The following is a 15,604-nucleotide window of genomic DNA, read 5'->3' as shown; positions in this document are numbered from 1 at the left end:
TCCTCAGGGCTCCAGGCGGGCGCAGCGGGCCGCGGGGAGGAAGGGCAGCGCCCAGGGTTCCTCCCCCTGCCCCGGCTCCGTGGCGATGAAGAAGACGGAGCCCCCCGCGCGCACGAACCCGCGGGGGTTCGCGTCCAGCCCCGCGGGCGCGATGTCGCGCATCGGGTCCACGCGGCCCGGTTCGCCGTTGGAGTACCAGCCCTCGCGGCCCCGGCCGGCCGTCGTCGCGGAGAAGAAGAGCCACCCGTCCACCACCGCGAAGGCCGTGGGGGTGCTGCCCGCGGGGCCCGGCTCCACGTCCTGCACCAGCACCGTGCCCTGCGCCGTGCCGTTGGAGCTCCACAGCTCGCGGCCGTGCACGCCGTCATCCGCCGCGAAGTACAGCCGCCCGTCCAGCACCGTCAGCCCGGAGGGCAGCGAGCCGTGGGGCCCCGGCCGCACGTCCTTCACCATGCGGGTGCCCAGCAGCGTGCCGTCGCTCCTCCACAGCTCGCCGCCGTGGAACAGGTCCCCGGGCTCGCCGAAGAAGCCCTCCGCGCCGGCCATGAAGTACACGGCGTTGCCCAGCGGCGTGAGCTCCGACGGGTAGTCCCCCGCGAAGTGCCTGAGCGGGAAGGTGAAGAGGGGCTGGCCCCGCGTCACCCAGAGGTCCGCCTCGCCAAAGCCCAGGTCCACGAGGAAGAAGAGGCGGTCCTTCCCCGCTGGCGTCAGCGAGAAGACGACGGACTGCTCCGGGCCACGGAAGAGCGCCCGCGAGGTGCCGGTGCTCCCCTCCACCACCCACAGCGTCACCGCGTTGCCGTACGCCACCAGCGCCAGCTTCCCGTTCCACTCCGTCAGGTCGTCCAGGAAGAGCGAGTTCGGCCCGGGCGCGAACTCCTGCGTGAGCTGCGTGCCCTTCGCCGTGCCGTCCGTGCTCCACAGCTCACGGCCGCGCACGCCGTCATCCGCGGTGAAGTACAGCCGGCTGCCCACCACCGTCAGCCCGTCCGGCACGCTGCCCCGCGCCCCGCGCCGGATGTCCGCCACCAGCACCGTGCCCTTCGCGGTGCCGTCCGACACCCACAGCTCCGGCCCATGCACGCCGTCGTCCGCGACGAAGAACAGCCGCCCGCCCATCCGCGTGAGGAAGCGCGGCGTGCTGCCGTACGCGCCGGGCCGCACGTCCTTCACCCGGCGCGCTTCCGTGGCGCTCCCGTCCGTCACCCACAGCTCGAGCCCGGACACGCCGTCATTCGCGGCGAAGAAGACCTGCCCGCCCACCTCCACCAGCGTCTCCGGCGCCGAGCCCTCCGCGCCGCGCCGGACGTCCCCCACGGACCGCGCCGACGGGCCACACGGCTGCGGGCCTCCGGAGGCCGCCGAGTCCAGCGCCGCCGACACCTCATCCACCGCCGACACGTCCTCGCCTTCGGCCGCGCCGCACCCCACTCCGATGACGCCGGAGAGCAGCAGCACGACGACCGGAACACCACGCCACGCCGCCATGACACACGCCTCCTGGGCGCGGCGCAGCCCTTTCGGGACCACCGCACCTGCGCTGGAAATTGATGTTTGCAGCGTAATGAGCCAGCTCATGGCCGGCCAGGATTGCTCAGGGGTGTCAGCCCGTGAGCGGCGTGGATCCCCAGCTGATGGCAGGCGAACCAACGGCGCGTTCGCCGTGCGACGACAGCGGATTCCTACAGGAAAAAGAGTTGCGCGTAATTTCCAAGGATTTCCCGCCCCAGGAAGCACCGCGTCTCGCCCTGGGGGGCGGAGCGGTGTCTGGAAGTCACGGGCTGGAGCGCAGGGACTTGAGGGCTTCGCGGAAGAGCGCCTGGAAGGAGGCGTCCGGGCCCAGCTGCGCGATGACGACGTCCGCGGCCTTCTCCGCCTGGGGCTGCTTGTAGCCCAGGTTGAGCAGCGCGGAGACGAGGTCCGCCTTGTTGCCGGAGGTGACGGGCGCGCGCGGGGTGGTGCCCTTCGCGATGCCCTCCGAGTGGAGGTTGCGCACCTTCTCCTTGAGCTCCAGCACGAGCCGCTCCGCGGTCTTCTTGCCCACGCCGTGGATCTTCGCGAGCCGGCTCGTCTCACCGCGCGACAGCGCCGCGATGAGCTCACCCACCTCCATGCCGGACATCACGCCCAGGGCCATGCGCGGACCGACGCGGGACACGGTGTTGAGCAGTTGGAAGAGCTCCTCCTCCGCCGGGGAGAGGAAGCCGAAGAGCTCGAAGGCGTCCTCGCGCACCACGGTGCGGATGCGCAGGTCCACCGGCTGGCCGTCCGCGGGCAGCTTGCCCAGCGAGACGGTGGACAGGTTCACGCGGTAGCCCACGCCGTTCACGTCCACGACGGCGTCTTCAGGGCCCTTCTCCAACACGTTGCCACGCAGCCGGGCGATCATCGGCGGGTCTCCGGGCGCTGGTAGGCGGACGACAGGCGGTCCGCGAGCACCGACGCGGCCCCCTTGCGCTTGCCGTTGCCGGGAGCGCTGGCGCGGGGCATGCCCACGCGGAACTGGTTGAGGTGGCACAGCGCGACGGCGAGCGCGTCACTGGCGTCCGCGCGCTCCAGCGTCGCTTCATCCACGCCGAGCAGCGTGCGCACCATGCGCGCCACGGCGTCCTTGCCGCCCGCGCCGCTCGCGCCCACGGACTTCTTCACGCTGGCGGGGGCGTACTCGTGCACGGGCAGGCCCGCCTGCGCCGCGGCGAGCAGCGCCACGCCGCGCGCGTGGCCCAGCACCAGGGCGCTCCGGGCGTTGCGGAAGGTGAAGAGGCCTTCCACGGCCACGGCCTCCGGCTGGTAGCGCCCGAGCGCGGCGCTCAGGGCGGCGTGCAGGTCCTTCAGGCGTTCAGCCAGGGGCGCGGTCTCCACCACCTTGATGACGCCATGGCCCAGGTGCACGAGCTTGCCCTTCTTCTCCTCCACCACCCCGAAGCCCATGAAGCGGCTGCCAGGGTCCACGCCGAGTACCCGCACCGGCCCGTTCCTTTCCCACGCGCCCCTTGCGGGGGCTTTACGTGGACAGCGACTCCATCAGGGACTCGTCGATTTCGAAGTTGGCGTGCACGTGCTGCACGTCGTCGTTGTCGTCGAGCGCGTCCATCAGCTTCAACAAGCGCTTCGCGTTGTCGCCTTCCACCTTCACGGTGTTCTGCGGCACGAAGGTCCACTTCTGCTCGCCCAGGGGAAGGCCCGCGGCCTCCAGCTTCGCGCCCACCGCGTGCAGGTCCGCGGGAGCGGTGCGCACCTCGAAGCCGTCCGGCCCCTGGTCCACGACGTCCTCGGCGCCCGCGTCCAGGGCCTGCTCCATCACCTGGTCCTCGGTGGGGCCGGGCTTCACGGTGATGACGCCCTTCCTGTGGAACATCCAGCCCACGGCGCCCTCCGCGCCCATGTTCCCGCCGTAGTTGCTCAGGAGGTTGCGCACGTCGCTGGCGGAGCGGTTCCGGTTGTCCGTGAGGCACTCGATGATGAGCGCGACGCCGCCGGGGCCGTAGCCCTCGTACGTCACCTCTTCGTAGGACTCGCCAGCCAGCTCGCCCGTGCCCTTCTTGATGGCGCGCTCGATGGTGTCGCGCGGGATGTTCGACTCGCGCGCCTGGGCCACGGCCACGCGCAGGCGGGCGTTGCTGGCCGGGTCACCGCCGCCCAGGCGCGCGGCGACGGTCATCTCTTTGATGGCCTTGGAGTAGAGCTTGCCCTTGGCCACGCCCAGGACGGCATTCCGGCGTTTGAGTTTCGACCAGCGGTTGTGACCGGACATGGCGGAGGCTTCGGCGTGGGGTGGACGGGCGTTCAGCCCGTGGCGTTCCCGGCCTTGTGCCCCGAGCAGGCCGCCCGAGTCAAACCCTCACGACGCGTCCGGCCCGGGCTCCGCCCCGGATTCGGGAGCCAGGACGGGCTCGAAGAGGCGGGGCGGCCCCGCGGACTCCCGGGCGCGCTCGCGCTCCTCCACCAGGATGGCGGGCACCAGCACGCCCAGCATGAACAGGCGGGTCGCCGCCTCGTAGGCCAGGGCCTCCGGGAAGCGGCACTCCAGGAGCATCGCGCGCACGGTGCGCCGCCCGTCGAACAGGCGCACCACCTGCTCCACGTCCTCCGGCAGCGAGGGCAGCTCCTGCGAGAGCCGGTTGAAGTCCACCGTGAGCCGCGCCGCCAGGGGCAGGCCCTTGACGCGCAGCTGTTCGAAGCGCTCCAGGCCGGGCACCACCTGCTCGCACAGGAACGCGCGGTCCATGGAGAAGCTGCCCCGCTGCAACTCCGGGCCGAACGTCACCGTGTACGCGCCCGCGCCGAAGCACAAGAGGCGCCGGCACGCGAGGATGCCGCGCTCGCCGTGGAAGGCCGCGTCCACCAACAGGCCGTGGCGGAAGGTGAGCGCACCGGAGTCCTCCGACAGCACCACCCTCCCCGAGCGCACGCCGGACAGGAGGGCGCGCATCAGCGCCACGAGCGGCAGGGTCGCGGTGTGCGCCTCGTAGACGTCCTCCTCGCCGCGCCGTCCCGCCTTGAGCCGCGCGAGCACCGCCACGTCGCGCGCGTCCACCGGCTCCACCAGGTACTCGTCCGCGCCCACGCCCGCGGCGAGGTCGCGGTGGAAGTCCTCCGCGCACTTCGCCACCAGCAGCACGGGCAGGTCCGCGGACTTCGGGTCGGCGCGGAGCACGCCGCAGAGGCTGAAGCCGTCGCCGTCCGGCAGGTCCGCGTCGATGATGACCAGCCGGGGCAGGTCCGCCTTCGACTCCGTGGGCGCCGCGTCCGACAGCGTCCCGCCCGCCTCCACGCCCAGCCGCTCCAGCGCCGCGCGGGCCCCGTCCACGTGCACGGGCTCGAAGCCTTCGCGTGAGAGCGCCTCCGCCACCGCGGGCCGCGCCGCCTCCCCCACGAGCAGCACCCAGCCTCCGGCCCCACCCGACAGGTCGAGCGCGTCTCGACCGCCCGAGGGCGTGGAGGTTTCAGGAGGCGGTGCGGCGTGCAGGTAGGCAACCATGGATTCACATTCTTCCAGGGATCCCACGAGAATGCACAACCTGCCCCCAAGTCCCTGGGTTCGTTGGGTTTTTGCCAGGCTGCAAGCCAAGCTAGGGTGCGCGCCCATGACGCGCCTCGGACCGCTGCTCGCCCTCCTCGCTGTGCCCGCCCTCGCCTCCGCCCAGGACGCCGACGTCTCCTTTTCGCAGGAGGACCCGCTGGGCTCCGTGGTGGCGCCGGTGATGCTGCCCGCGGGGGCGACGGCGCTCTATGGCTACACGGGCGCGCCGGAGGTAGGCCTGGGGTTCCGGCAGGGCCTGGGCGCGCTGGAGGTGGAGGCGCGGGCGCGCTTCGACTGGTTCAAGCTGGGCGCGGCGCTGGAGCTCGTGGGCCGCAAGGAGGTGGTGCGGAGCGGGGCGTTCAGGCTGGCGCCGACGCTGGGCGTGGGCCTGGTGCTCAACTCCGGCTCCACGTACATGGACGACGACAACTTCTCCGGCGTGCTGGTGCGCATCCTGCCGGGGATGGTGGCGGGCTACCGCGTGGCGGACACCGTGGTGCTCCTGGGCCTGGTGGACCTGCCCATCGACCTGGGGCTCACGGGCGACAAGCAGCGTCGCTTCCAGGCGCTGGGAGGCTTTGGCGTGGAGGTGTACCTGGGCGGCAACCTGTCGCTGCTCGCGGCGGGACAGGTGGGCGTGGAGACGTTCCAGGAGCGCGCAGGCGCGGGCCACACGCGGCTGGGGCTCACCGGGCGCGTGGGACTGGGGACGCGGCTGTTCTAGAAATCCGGCAGAGGACTCTGGCGCGGCGTGCCCATCAGCTCGAGCGCGCGCATCGCGACGCGGATGAGCGTCTGGGCGCACGGCTCACAGCCTCCGCCGCAGCAGTGGGGCCAGCGTCCTTCCGGGTTGCGGAGGAGCGGGCGCACGCTGGACTGGTAGTAGCTGGGGAACTGGAGTTCCTCGCTCGCACGCGCGAGCGCGTCATCGAGGGACAGGGGCGAGGGGACGGGAACGTCGGACACGCTCCCGTTCATACCAGCTCAGAGCAGTGACGTCTGCGCCGGGGCCTCCGTCGAGGCGCCGTCCGCGGGCTGGCAGTGCGCACACCAGTGCGTGTTGCGGCCGCCGATGCGCAGGTGAGACACGGGCGTGGCGCAGCGGGGACAAGGCGCCCCTGTCTTGCCGAAGATGTTGCGCCGGTGCTTCGCCTGCCCCTGCACGCCGAACAGGTCGCGCTGCGTGCCGCGCAGCCGCAGCCCTTCTTCCAGCACGTCGCGGATGCCCTGGTGCAGCCGGACGATTTCAGCGGGAGACAAGGACGACGCCAGCCGCCGGGGGTCGATGCCCGCGACCCACAGGCTCTCGTCCGCGTCGCGGTTGCCCAGCCCCGCGAGCACGCGCTGGTTCAGGAGCACCGTCTTCAGCGGGCTGCGTCTGCGGCGAAGCTGCTTCGCCAGGACCTCCGGAGTGAACGTCTCATCGAGCGCCTCCGGTCCCAGCTCCTCCAGCTTGAGCTGCGAGGCCAGCAACGCCGTGGGTCCCAGCGCCACGCGCGCGTAGCCCAGCGTGTCCGTGAGCTGGAGCTCCTCGTTGCCCTCCAGCGTGAGCACGACGAGCGTCTCGGGAGGCCGTTCGCTTCCAACGGGCCGCAGCTGAAGCTCACCCCAGAGCATGAAGTGCAGCGCGAGCGTCTGCCCGTCATCGAGCGTGAGCAGCATGAACTTCGCGCGCCGCTCGGCCGCGAGCACCTTGCGGCCCTGGAGGTTCTGGATGAAGTCCGGCGGCGAGGCGAAGCGCACCGCCGCGGGCACCAGCACCTCCGCGCCCACGAAGCGCCGGCCCACGACGGCCTGCTTCAGGTCTCGGACGATGATTTCGACTTCAGGGACTTCCGCCACGCGCAGCCTCCCCCACGGGTCACAAGGTAGGAAGGCTGCGAGGTAACGTCATGGGTTGAGTCCTGCTGAGCACGTGCCTCGTCCGTTCGCCGGGCATCCGGCCGGACAAGGGTCACCGCCCTGCCCTGCTTCAGGCGCGCACCGTCACCTCGTGCACGTCGCGCTCCAGCTCCCTCACGTCCACCTTCACGTCGAGGAAGTGCGCCATCGTCTCGCGCTGCGTGAGCGAATGGCTGTCCAGCGCCACCGTGCGGAAGTGGCCTCCCTTCGCCAGGGCGCACAGCAAGAGGAGCTGATCACACAGGTGTTCGCCCACGGGCACGCCCGCGTCCAGGTAGCGCTTCACCTTCGAGGCGACCTCCTCGGCCACGGTCTCCGCGCGCTTGCCGCGCTCACCGAAGCCGGTGAAGACCTCCGTCACGTGCTCGCTCTCCACTTCGACGCGCAGCACGTTGCCCGGACCGTAGGCGCGCTTGAGCTCTTCCGGCCGCTGCTGATCCGGCCGCAGCTTCAGCACGGCGGCCACGGTGTCCAGCTCGCGCTTCGCAACGTCGAAGGGGATGGACGCCACCTGGGCCACGGCCTCCGTGCGCAGCATCCGGCCTCGCTCCAGCAACTGGAGCGGCTGGATCTTCGCGGGATGGATGTCCACGCGGAACCGTCCGCCGCCCGCCGGATAGTAGCCGGGCCGCTCCAGCGACACGTCCACGCGCGGGCCCATGCGGCGCAAGAGCGGCAGGTACGTCTTCTCCAGGAAGTCGAACGGCGGCGCCGCCGGGTTGTGCGTCCCGCCCTCCAGCATCAGCGTGGAGGCCCCTTCCGCGTGCAGCAGCGCGGGCAGCACCGTCTGGAGCACCAGCGTCGCGCTGCCCGCCGTGCCCACCGCGAAGTGGTAGTTGCCCGCGGACAGCGCGCGCGGATGGAAGGACAGCTGCTTGGAGCCCAGCTCCGCGCCCGTCACCTCCGCGGCGCCCACGGTCTCCGCGGCCTTGAGCGCGGTGAGGTGCTGGCGCAGGAGGCCCGGCTTGGCGCGGCCCGCGCGCACGTTGACCATTTCGAACGGCGTGCCCGTCACCAGCGACAGCGCCAGCGCGGTGCGCAGCACCTGGCCGCCCCCTTCCCCCTGTGAACCATCGATGCGAACCATGTGCGTGGTGCTCCTTTGCGCGCTCGCGGACGTGTGCAGCATCCCATCCCTGATTACAAAAAATAGCGGCGCCCGCTCCCCCACCCTTAACGGCCGCTTGCGCGGACCTCTTGGGGGGAACGGGCGCCTCGGTGTCTTCATCCCGGCATGAGCACCTCCGCAGGACGGCGGGTGGAACTGCTTCGGCTATCCCTTCACGCACACCACCTGCTTCAGCGTGTGGACGACCTCCACCAGGTCCGCCTGCGCGGCCATCACGGCGTCGATGGGCTTGTACGCGGCCGGCGTCTCGTCAATCACGTCCACGTCCTTGCGGCACTCCACGCCCGCGGTCGCCTTCGCGTGGTCCTCCAGCGTGAAGCGCTTCTTCGCCGCTTCGCGCGACATCACCCGGCCCGCGCCGTGGCTGCACGAGTGGAAGGCATCCGCGTTTCCCTTCCCGCGGACGATGTAGGAACGGGCCCCCATGCTGCCGGGGATGATTCCCATGTCGCCCTCGCGCGCCCGCACCGCGCCCTTGCGGGTCACGAAGCAGTTCTTTCCGAAGTGGTGCTCGCGCGAGATGTAGTTGTGGTGGCAGTTCACCGCGGACTCGGACAGCTCGAACGGAGGCAGCTCACCGCTCGCCTTCAGGGCCTCCACCGCCGAGCGCAGCATGAGCTCGCGGTTCATCGCCGCGAAGTCCTGCGCCCAGCTCACCGCGAAGACGTAGTCATCGAAGTGCTCCGTCCCCTCCGGCAGGTACGCCAGGTCCGCGTCCGGCAGGTGGATGAAGAAGCGCTCCATGTCCTGCTTCGCCAGCTCGATGAAGTGGCTTCCGATGCGGTTACCCACGCCGCGCGACCCCGAGTGCAGCATCAGCCACACGCCGTCCGACTCATCGACGCACAGCTCGATGAAGTGGTTACCCGTTCCCAGCGTTCCCAGGTGCGCCAGCTCCGGCCCACGGCCGATGCGAGGATGCTTCGCGACAATCTGGGCGTACCCTTCCGCCAGGCGGGCCCACGCGGAGGTATGCGTCGCGGGCGAGTCCTTCCACGCGCCACGGTCATTCCGGCCGCCGTTGTCCGTACGGCCGTGCGGCACCGCCGCCTCGATGGCCGAGCGGACCCCGCGCAGCGAGTCCGGCAGCTGATCCGCGCGCAGCGTCGTGCGCACGGCGATCATCCCGCAACCGATGTCCACGCCCACCGCCGCCGGCACCACCGCGCCCACCGTGGGCACCACGCTCCCGACCGTCGCGCCGTAACCGCGGTGCACGTCCGGCATCACGGCGACCCACTTGTGGATGAAGGGCAGGCCGCGGAGGTTGCGAAGCTGCTTCTTCGCCTCGTCCTCGAACGGCACCCCCACCGTCCACGCCTTGATGGGGCGGCCCGCGTCGTCCGACATCACCTCGTAGTTCGCGTTCATGCGGTCCATGGCTCTGCACCTTTCGGTCGTTCGACCCGGGCTCTGTGTCCCGGTCACGTGGGGGAGCTAGAGCAGCCGGCGTGCCAACGCCGCTCCCGAGGGGAGCATCCTGGGCGGGCTGGAAATCCGTATCCCATGGGATAAATACCTATCTTGATGGCTCAAAAGGCGAAGGCACGGCGGACGGTCGTCATCGGGATGTTGGGGACGACGCTGGACACGGGGATGGGGGCGCACCGATGGACGCGGTGGCGGCCCACGGTGTCGCTGTGTCAGCAGGAGGACCTGCTGGTGCACCGGCTGGAGCTACTGCACCCGCCCCACGGGACGTCGCTGGCGGCGGTCATCCGGGACGACATCGCGCAGGTGTCACCAGAGACAGAGGTGCGGCTCACGTCACTGCCCATCCGGGACCCGTGGAACCTGGAGGAGACGTACGGCGCGCTGCTGGACCACGTGCGCGCGAGCTCCTTCCATCCGGAGGAAGAGGACTACCTGGTGCACATCACCACGGGCACGCATATCGCGCAGATCTGCATGTTCCTGCTGGTGGAGAGCCGGCTGATTCCAGGCCGGCTGGTGCAGACGTCCCCGGGCAAGGGGAAGGAACACGGGGCGGTGGGCACGCACGCCATCATCGACCTGGACCTGTCGAACTACGACACGCTGGCGGCGCGCTTCCGGCAACAGCAACGCGAAGGGCTGTCATTCCTCAAGTCCGGCATCGACACGCGCAACGCCGCCTTCAACCGGATCATCGAGCGGATTGAGCAGGTGGCGGTGCAGTCCCGAGCCCCCCTGCTGCTGACGGGCCCCACGGGCGCGGGCAAGTCGCAGCTCGCGAAGCGCATCTACGCGCTGAAGAAGGCGCGCAACCAGGTGACGGGGCCGTTCGTGGACCTGAACTGCGCCACGCTGCGCGGTGACGGTGCGATGTCCACGCTCTTCGGCCACGTGAAGGGCGCGTTCACGGGCGCGGTGGGAGACAGGCCCGGACTGATGCGGCAGGCGAACGGCGGCGTGCTGTTCCTGGACGAGATTGGAGAGCTGGGCGCGGACGAGCAGGCCATGTTGTTGCGAGCCCTGGAGGACAAGCGCTTCCTGCCGGTGGGCGCGGACAAGGAGGCGGAGAGCGACTTCCAGCTCATCGCGGGGACGAACCGCGACCTCCAGTTGGACGTGGCGCAGGGACGGTTTCGCGAGGACCTGCTCGCGCGCATCAACCTGTGGACCTTCCGGCTACCCGCGCTGCGCGAGCGTCCGGAGGACATCGCGCCCAACCTGCAATACGAACTGGATCAGGCGTCGCAGGCACTGGGGACGCGGGTGACGATGAGCAAGGAGGCGCAGGAGCACTTCCTGCGCTTCGCCACGTCTCCTGAAGGCCGGTGGAGCGGCAACTTCCGGGACCTCAACGCGGCGGTGCTGCGCATGTCCACGCTGGCGGCCGGCGGGCGGATGACGCGCGACGTGGTGGACGAGGAGCTGGACCGCCTGCGTTCGCAGTGGCGACCCGCGGGCGCGGCGGCGTCAGCAGGTGAGGACGTCCTGGTGGAGGTGATGGGAGCGGCGCGCGCGGCGGAGCTGGACCGGTTCGACCGCGTGCAGCTCGCGGACGTGGTGACGGTGTGCCGCTCCGCGCGCTCGTTGTCGGACGCGGGCCGGACGTTGTTCGCGCAGTCACGCGCGCAGAAGAAGAGCGTCAACGACGCGGACCGCCTCCGGAAGTACCTGGCGCGCTTCGGGCTGGCGTGGACCGACGTGAGCGGTCGTGACGCGGAGTGACAGCGTCCTCGACCGCGGGCCCATTCCGCGGGAACGCGGGAACCTGTCCGACTGTCGGACAGGTTTGGACGGCGCGCCAGGCGAGAGGCGAGTGTGAACCTCCGGGCCTTGGGGCCCGGGCTCAGCGGAAGGCGGCCGCCACGGACCTGCATTGCGACGTGGCCTGCGCCTCGTCGAGCACACGGACCGTTCCGCCCTCGGGCGATGTCGGGACGGGCGCGGGCGCGGCTTGCGCGTTCGCTCCGCCCAGCCATGCGGGCGGCACCGTGCACTCGACGGTGAGCGGTCCTTCGAACGTCGCGCGCACGCGGCCGTCCTTCATCCGGACCTCACCCTTCGCCTGCTTCCCGGTGACAGTCAGCTCCAGGGTGCCCTCGTCCATCATCATCGCGGGCCCCCCGGGCAGCTGGTAGTCCACCACCACCAGGCCCGGGCCCAACGCCGCCTGCGGGATGATCCGAGCGGTGGCGTGCTTCGACGTCACGAACTTCTCATCCACCGCCATGCGGAAACGCCAGGTGCCCCCGTCGTCTGCCTGTGCATTCAGCGCGACCAGCATCAGGGTCACGGGTGGCTCCCCCAGGAAGTCGGCGATGAACCGGACGGACGGAGCCGAGTAGGTGCCCTGGTCCATCCGCACCGTGGCCGCGCCGCGTGGCTGGGGGAGCTCCGCCGCCGTGAGGCCCTCACGCGACGCCGCCCGCTCCTCCTTCGGCTTCGCGCAGGCGCCCAGGAGCAGCGCCACCACCAGGGCCCCGTGCCGCATGCTCAGCACCCCACTCGCAGGAGCATGGCGCTGACGGTGGTGTTGTCGTTCTCCCGCAGCTCGTCCACCGCGCCCGCCGGATCCATGTCCAGGTAGACGTAGTACGTGTTGTAGGGCAGCGACGACGGCACCGTGAAGCCCAGCGAGTAGATGCCCTCGGAGAATGCCCCCAGCGAGTGGGTGAACGTGCCCACCACGTGGGTGGACTCGTAGTAGCCATTCGGCGGCGCCGTCGGGCTCAGGCGCACGCGCATCGAGTAGGACGACACGGCCGCGTTGCCCAGGTTGCCCACGTAGAACTTCACGCTCTGCGCCGTGCCCCGGCACACCGACTTCGTTCCGGCCGGGTCCAGCGTCTGCGCCACGTCCCCCACCACGCCCATGGAGGACGGCAGCAGGTTCGGCTTCGTCACCGAATAGCCGTACAGCGTGTTCATGCCCTGGGCGTTCGTGGGCCACAGCGTGGAGGACTCGTAGCCGCCCGTCACCAGGTGCGGCGGCGAGGTGCGCAGGATGCTGTGCCCACCCTCGTGCTTGAAGCCGAAGAAGTGCCCCGCCTCGTGCACGAACGTGCTCCGCCCCGACGTGCCGAACGCGTTGCCGTTGCGCGGCGTGAAGTCCAGGTCGCTGGCGATGCAGACGTCCGCCTCGTCGATGCCGTTGCTCCCGATGAAGCACAGCCCCACGACGGAGTACGTCACGCCGTTGTTCCCGTCGATGGACGCCCGGTCACACAGGCCGATCTCGTTCTGCCCGTCGCTGTGGTCCAGCGAGCAGTCCGTCGCCGCGTTCACGTTGTAGCCCGCGACGATGTGAGACAGGTCGTCCCACTGCCTCAAGCCGTTCCAGTACGCCGCGTTGACGTTGCCGGAGTCCGGGATGCTGCACCGGTTCCGGTACACGACCGGCCCGCTGTACCACTTCACCGGCGTCCCGTTGCACGTGTCCCAGGCGGCGGCGCCCGCCTCCATGCCGCCCAGCACCAGCGCCGCGACGACGCCCACGAATGTCGTTGTCTTCATGGCGGACCTCATCACGGCTGGCCGGGCGGGACGTCCCGCTCGGGCTGGAGGGGAACGGCACCCGGCACCACCGGCGACGCCACGGCGGGCGTCACCGGCACGGACAGCGACGACGCGGTGGTGACGGGCTCCTCGCGGAACGCCCCCGTCACCGTGAGCCCGCGCGCGCGCAGGTGGCTCTGGAGCAGCGAGAGGAACGCCTCCCGCTCCATCCCCTCCGGAGCGCCCCGCGCCTGCGCCTCCGCGCGCAGCGCCGGACGGGCGCCCATCAGGTCCACCGTCTCGAACACCGGCGCCGTCTGCCGCACGCCCGCCGAGCCCAGGCCCGCCACGAGCCCGCCCTCGGCGCCCACGAGCACCTCGCGGCCCGCCACCGACTCCACGCGGAAGGCGTGCTCATCCAGCACCGGCGACAGGCTCCACCCGGTGTTGCGCAGGAAGACCACGTAGCGCGCGCCCCGGACGAAGCGGGGCACATGGCTCACCACGAGCTGCCGTCCATCCGGCAGCACCCCTCCGGCCTGCTTGAGGCGCAGCTCACGCGGAGCCGCGCCCAGGTGCGCCCGAACGTTCCCCAGCGTCACCACCGTCCACGGGCCCGTGCGCGGCGAATACTCGCTGCGCACGTCCGTGACTTCCCCCTCCACCACGGAGGCCGTCTGGTCGAACAGGCTGAGGATGCTGTCCACCGCGCGTGGCGGCCGGAGCGACGCTTCCGCGGCCAGGGCGCTGTCCTGCCGCGCGGGGGCTTCGTCCCCACTGGCGGCGCTGCACCCCGTCACTCCCAGGAGGAGCAGTACGCACGCCCCCCTTCCGAACGTCGTCCATGGTCTGCCCACGCGCATCACGTCCGCTCCCTTCGTGTCGTCAGTGGATGAGATAGAAGGCGTCCTGGCGCGGCACGAAGAACCGCCAGCCTTCGTCCGTCAGGTAAGCCGGATCTTCCTGCATCACCGCCACCTTCTGCCCACCCCACTCTGGCACGGGCGTGACGGTGTTGAGCTCGACGGCGAGGTACGAGCCTTTGCGCAACAGTCTGGGTGCCTCCGAGCGCGACGCCGCGCGGAAGTCGATGGCTGCGCCCAGCGCATGGCCCTGCGCGCCCAGCGGATGGCTGTAGACCTTGGCCTCGATGCCCCGCTCCTTCATCTCCGCCATCGTCGCGTCGTAGACGTCCGCCGACGAGCGCCCCGGCCGCGACGCCCGCAGCATCAGCGCGTCCTGCAGCGTCCGCGTGTTCTCCAGCGCGCGCTTCAGCCCCTCCGGCGCGTCCGTCTCTCCGTCCTTCAGCACGTACGCCATCTTCTGCCAGTCCGTGCTCAGCCCCAGCGCCGAGACGCCGAAGTCCACGTGCAGCAGGTCGCCGCGCTGGATGACCACCGCCTCGTCCGCGACCGCGAGGAAGCCTCGGGAGAAGCCGTCCTGCATGCCCTGCCGCTGCACGCGCAGGTCCGGCTGGAACCACGTGCCCACGCGCGCCTCGAAGAGCGCGTCGTAGAGCCAGCGGCGCACGTCCCCCACCGTCGTCTTGCCGGGCACCACGACTTCATTGGAGAGCGCCCGCTTCACCAGCGACTCCGTCAGCACCACCAGGTCGCGGTAGGGCGTGAACTCGCCGGGCAGCCGCGTGTCCAGGTACTCCTCGATGAGCGGCGCCGCGCTCACGAAGCGCGCCTCCGCGGTCGGGCCCAGCGCCTCCACCAGCCACTTGTAGGTGTCGTGCGTCAGGCTGCGCGTCACGCCCCGCCGCCCGTCCATGGCCAGCGCGATGGTGCGCGGGTGGTAGCGCGCGTCCAGGTCCGCGAGCGCCTCCGTCTGCTTGCGCTCCACCGGGGGCGCCTCGAAGAAGCGCGCCACCGCCTCCGTGGCGTAGCCCGTCAATGCGACCTTCTGGAGCCCCGCGTCGCCCGCGTCCACGAAGACGAACACGTCGCGGTTGCCCGCGTACGGCAGCGGCGGCGCGACCCAGGCCGTCAGCGGATCATCGTGGAACTCCTCGTTGACCACGACCCACATGGCCACGCCGTGCCGGCGCATCATGTCCAGCAGCAGCCCGTGCCGCTCCTTCAGCCAGGACTCGCGCAGGGCGCGCTCCTGGGATGGCGGCGGTACGGGTGAGCTCTTGAGGGCGGTGGGGGCACTCGCGGGGACGGTGGCACAGGCCACCAGACAGCCCAGGCTCAGGGCGGGCAGAACTGCGCGCCAACGGTTCATGTCGGGAACTCCGGGTCGGGAAGAAGGCGGAGCAGCCTAGCTCGCCCGAAAAACCGAAGCCCCCCGCTCCCGGAACCCATGGGGTCCGGGAACGGAGGGCCTGGGGCGCATTCCCACCTGCTCACCCGCTCGGATGCCCTCGCTCCCTCACGCTTCCGGGTCCCGTCCCCCCCGGTCCGGGACACCTGGAACCCGCCGGCCTCACGGCCCGCAAATCCACTGGAAGCGGCGGCCCTCCCCCGAAGGCCGCGTGGAGCGCGGACGTCCAACCGCGCGCGCCGTTACCTCAGTAGCTGGCGACCCAATCCAGGTCGCTGTCCTCGAAATCGAAGGGCGATTCCTCGCCTTCGTGCCGGGAGTCCTCTTCCCCGTCCTGCTCCCCGGCCCGGTAC

The 15,604-nt window shown here is 70.9% G+C and carries 15 protein-coding genes; 2 read left to right on the top strand and 13 right to left on the bottom strand.

What is annotated here, in order from left to right:
- Window positions 1-3: 3 nt before the first annotated feature.
- The 5 genes from D7V80_RS17430 to D7V80_RS17410 form a co-directional block, all read right to left on the bottom strand.
- Entirely contained in the window at window positions 4-1,488 is a 1,485-nt protein-coding gene (locus D7V80_RS17430) for an ELWxxDGT repeat protein (protein ID WP_120589236.1), read from the bottom strand.
- 286 nt (window positions 1,489-1,774) lie between these two features.
- Complete coding sequence (gene ruvA, locus D7V80_RS17425) at window positions 1,775-2,389, bottom strand: Holliday junction branch migration protein RuvA (protein WP_120589235.1); 615 nt, start codon at window positions 2,387-2,389, stop codon at window positions 1,775-1,777.
- The gene (ruvC, locus tag D7V80_RS17420) at window positions 2,386-2,967 is read right to left on the bottom strand and encodes a crossover junction endodeoxyribonuclease RuvC (protein WP_120589234.1); all 582 of its coding nucleotides are present in this window, start codon (window positions 2,965-2,967) and stop codon (window positions 2,386-2,388) included. Before ruvC ends, ruvA begins: the two co-directional genes overlap by 4 nt.
- 37 nt (window positions 2,968-3,004) lie before the next feature.
- On the bottom strand, window positions 3,005-3,754 hold the full coding sequence (locus D7V80_RS17415; RefSeq protein ID WP_120589233.1) for a YebC/PmpR family DNA-binding transcriptional regulator: 750 nt from the start codon (window positions 3,752-3,754) through the stop codon (window positions 3,005-3,007).
- A gap of 87 nt (window positions 3,755-3,841) precedes the next feature.
- Window positions 3,842-4,981: a PleD family two-component system response regulator gene (locus D7V80_RS17410; protein WP_120589232.1), complete on the bottom strand. Its 1,140-nt coding sequence runs from the start codon at window positions 4,979-4,981 to the stop codon at window positions 3,842-3,844.
- A 106-nt stretch (window positions 4,982-5,087) separates the two neighbouring features.
- On the opposite strand from D7V80_RS17410, the gene D7V80_RS17405 reads away from it, so the two are divergent.
- A complete protein-coding gene (locus D7V80_RS17405; RefSeq protein WP_120589231.1) occupies window positions 5,088-5,747 on the top strand; it encodes a hypothetical protein in 660 nt (219 codons plus the stop codon).
- Here the strand turns inward: D7V80_RS17405 and D7V80_RS17400 are convergent.
- From D7V80_RS17400 to D7V80_RS17385, 4 genes are all read right to left on the bottom strand, one after another.
- Complete coding sequence (locus D7V80_RS17400; RefSeq protein WP_199738708.1) at window positions 5,744-6,001, bottom strand: hypothetical protein; 258 nt, start codon at window positions 5,999-6,001, stop codon at window positions 5,744-5,746. The two genes, D7V80_RS17405 and D7V80_RS17400, sit on opposite strands and share 4 nt — an antisense overlap.
- A 6-nt stretch (window positions 6,002-6,007) precedes the next feature.
- Complete coding sequence (gene mutM, locus D7V80_RS17395; protein ID WP_120589230.1) at window positions 6,008-6,865, bottom strand: DNA-formamidopyrimidine glycosylase; 858 nt, start codon at window positions 6,863-6,865, stop codon at window positions 6,008-6,010.
- A 130-nt stretch (window positions 6,866-6,995) separates the two neighbouring features.
- Window positions 6,996-8,012, bottom strand: coding sequence for an RNA 3'-terminal phosphate cyclase (rtcA, locus tag D7V80_RS17390; protein WP_120589261.1), 1,017 nt, complete (start codon window positions 8,010-8,012; stop codon window positions 6,996-6,998).
- A gap of 186 nt (window positions 8,013-8,198) precedes the next feature.
- Complete coding sequence (locus D7V80_RS17385) at window positions 8,199-9,434, bottom strand: RtcB family protein (RefSeq protein WP_120589229.1); 1,236 nt, start codon at window positions 9,432-9,434, stop codon at window positions 8,199-8,201.
- A 147-nt stretch (window positions 9,435-9,581) separates the two neighbouring features.
- Between D7V80_RS17385 and rtcR the strand changes: the two genes are divergently transcribed.
- Window positions 9,582-11,210 (top strand): RNA repair transcriptional activator RtcR, encoded by a 1,629-nt coding sequence (gene rtcR, locus D7V80_RS17380; RefSeq protein ID WP_120589228.1) that lies wholly within the window; start codon window positions 9,582-9,584, stop codon window positions 11,208-11,210.
- Between the two features lie 121 nt (window positions 11,211-11,331).
- On the opposite strand, the gene D7V80_RS17375 is transcribed toward rtcR, so the two are convergent.
- Genes D7V80_RS17375 through D7V80_RS17360 form a run of 4 tightly spaced genes read right to left on the bottom strand, consistent with a single transcriptional unit; the run spans window position 11,332 to window position 15,212 of the window.
- Entirely contained in the window at window positions 11,332-11,976 is a 645-nt protein-coding gene (locus D7V80_RS17375; protein ID WP_120589227.1) for a hypothetical protein, read from the bottom strand.
- Between the two features lie 2 nt (window positions 11,977-11,978).
- Window positions 11,979-12,998, bottom strand: a complete 1,020-nt coding sequence (locus D7V80_RS17370) for a hypothetical protein (protein WP_120589226.1) — start codon at window positions 12,996-12,998, stop codon at window positions 11,979-11,981.
- 11 nt (window positions 12,999-13,009) lie between these two features.
- On the bottom strand, window positions 13,010-13,843 hold the full coding sequence (locus D7V80_RS17365) for a hypothetical protein (RefSeq protein WP_147447127.1): 834 nt from the start codon (window positions 13,841-13,843) through the stop codon (window positions 13,010-13,012).
- A gap of 22 nt (window positions 13,844-13,865) precedes the next feature.
- A complete protein-coding gene (locus D7V80_RS17360; RefSeq protein WP_120589224.1) occupies window positions 13,866-15,212 on the bottom strand; it encodes a M24 family metallopeptidase in 1,347 nt (448 codons plus the stop codon).
- Window positions 15,213-15,604 lie beyond the last annotated feature (392 nt).

Origin of the sequence: Corallococcus sp. CA054B, assembly GCF_003611625.1 — a bacterium.
GTDB lineage: Bacteria > Myxococcota > Myxococcia > Myxococcales > Myxococcaceae > Corallococcus > Corallococcus coralloides.
The sequence above is the reverse complement of the archived record's forward strand: the minus strand, read 5'-3'. Positions and strand labels throughout refer to the sequence as shown.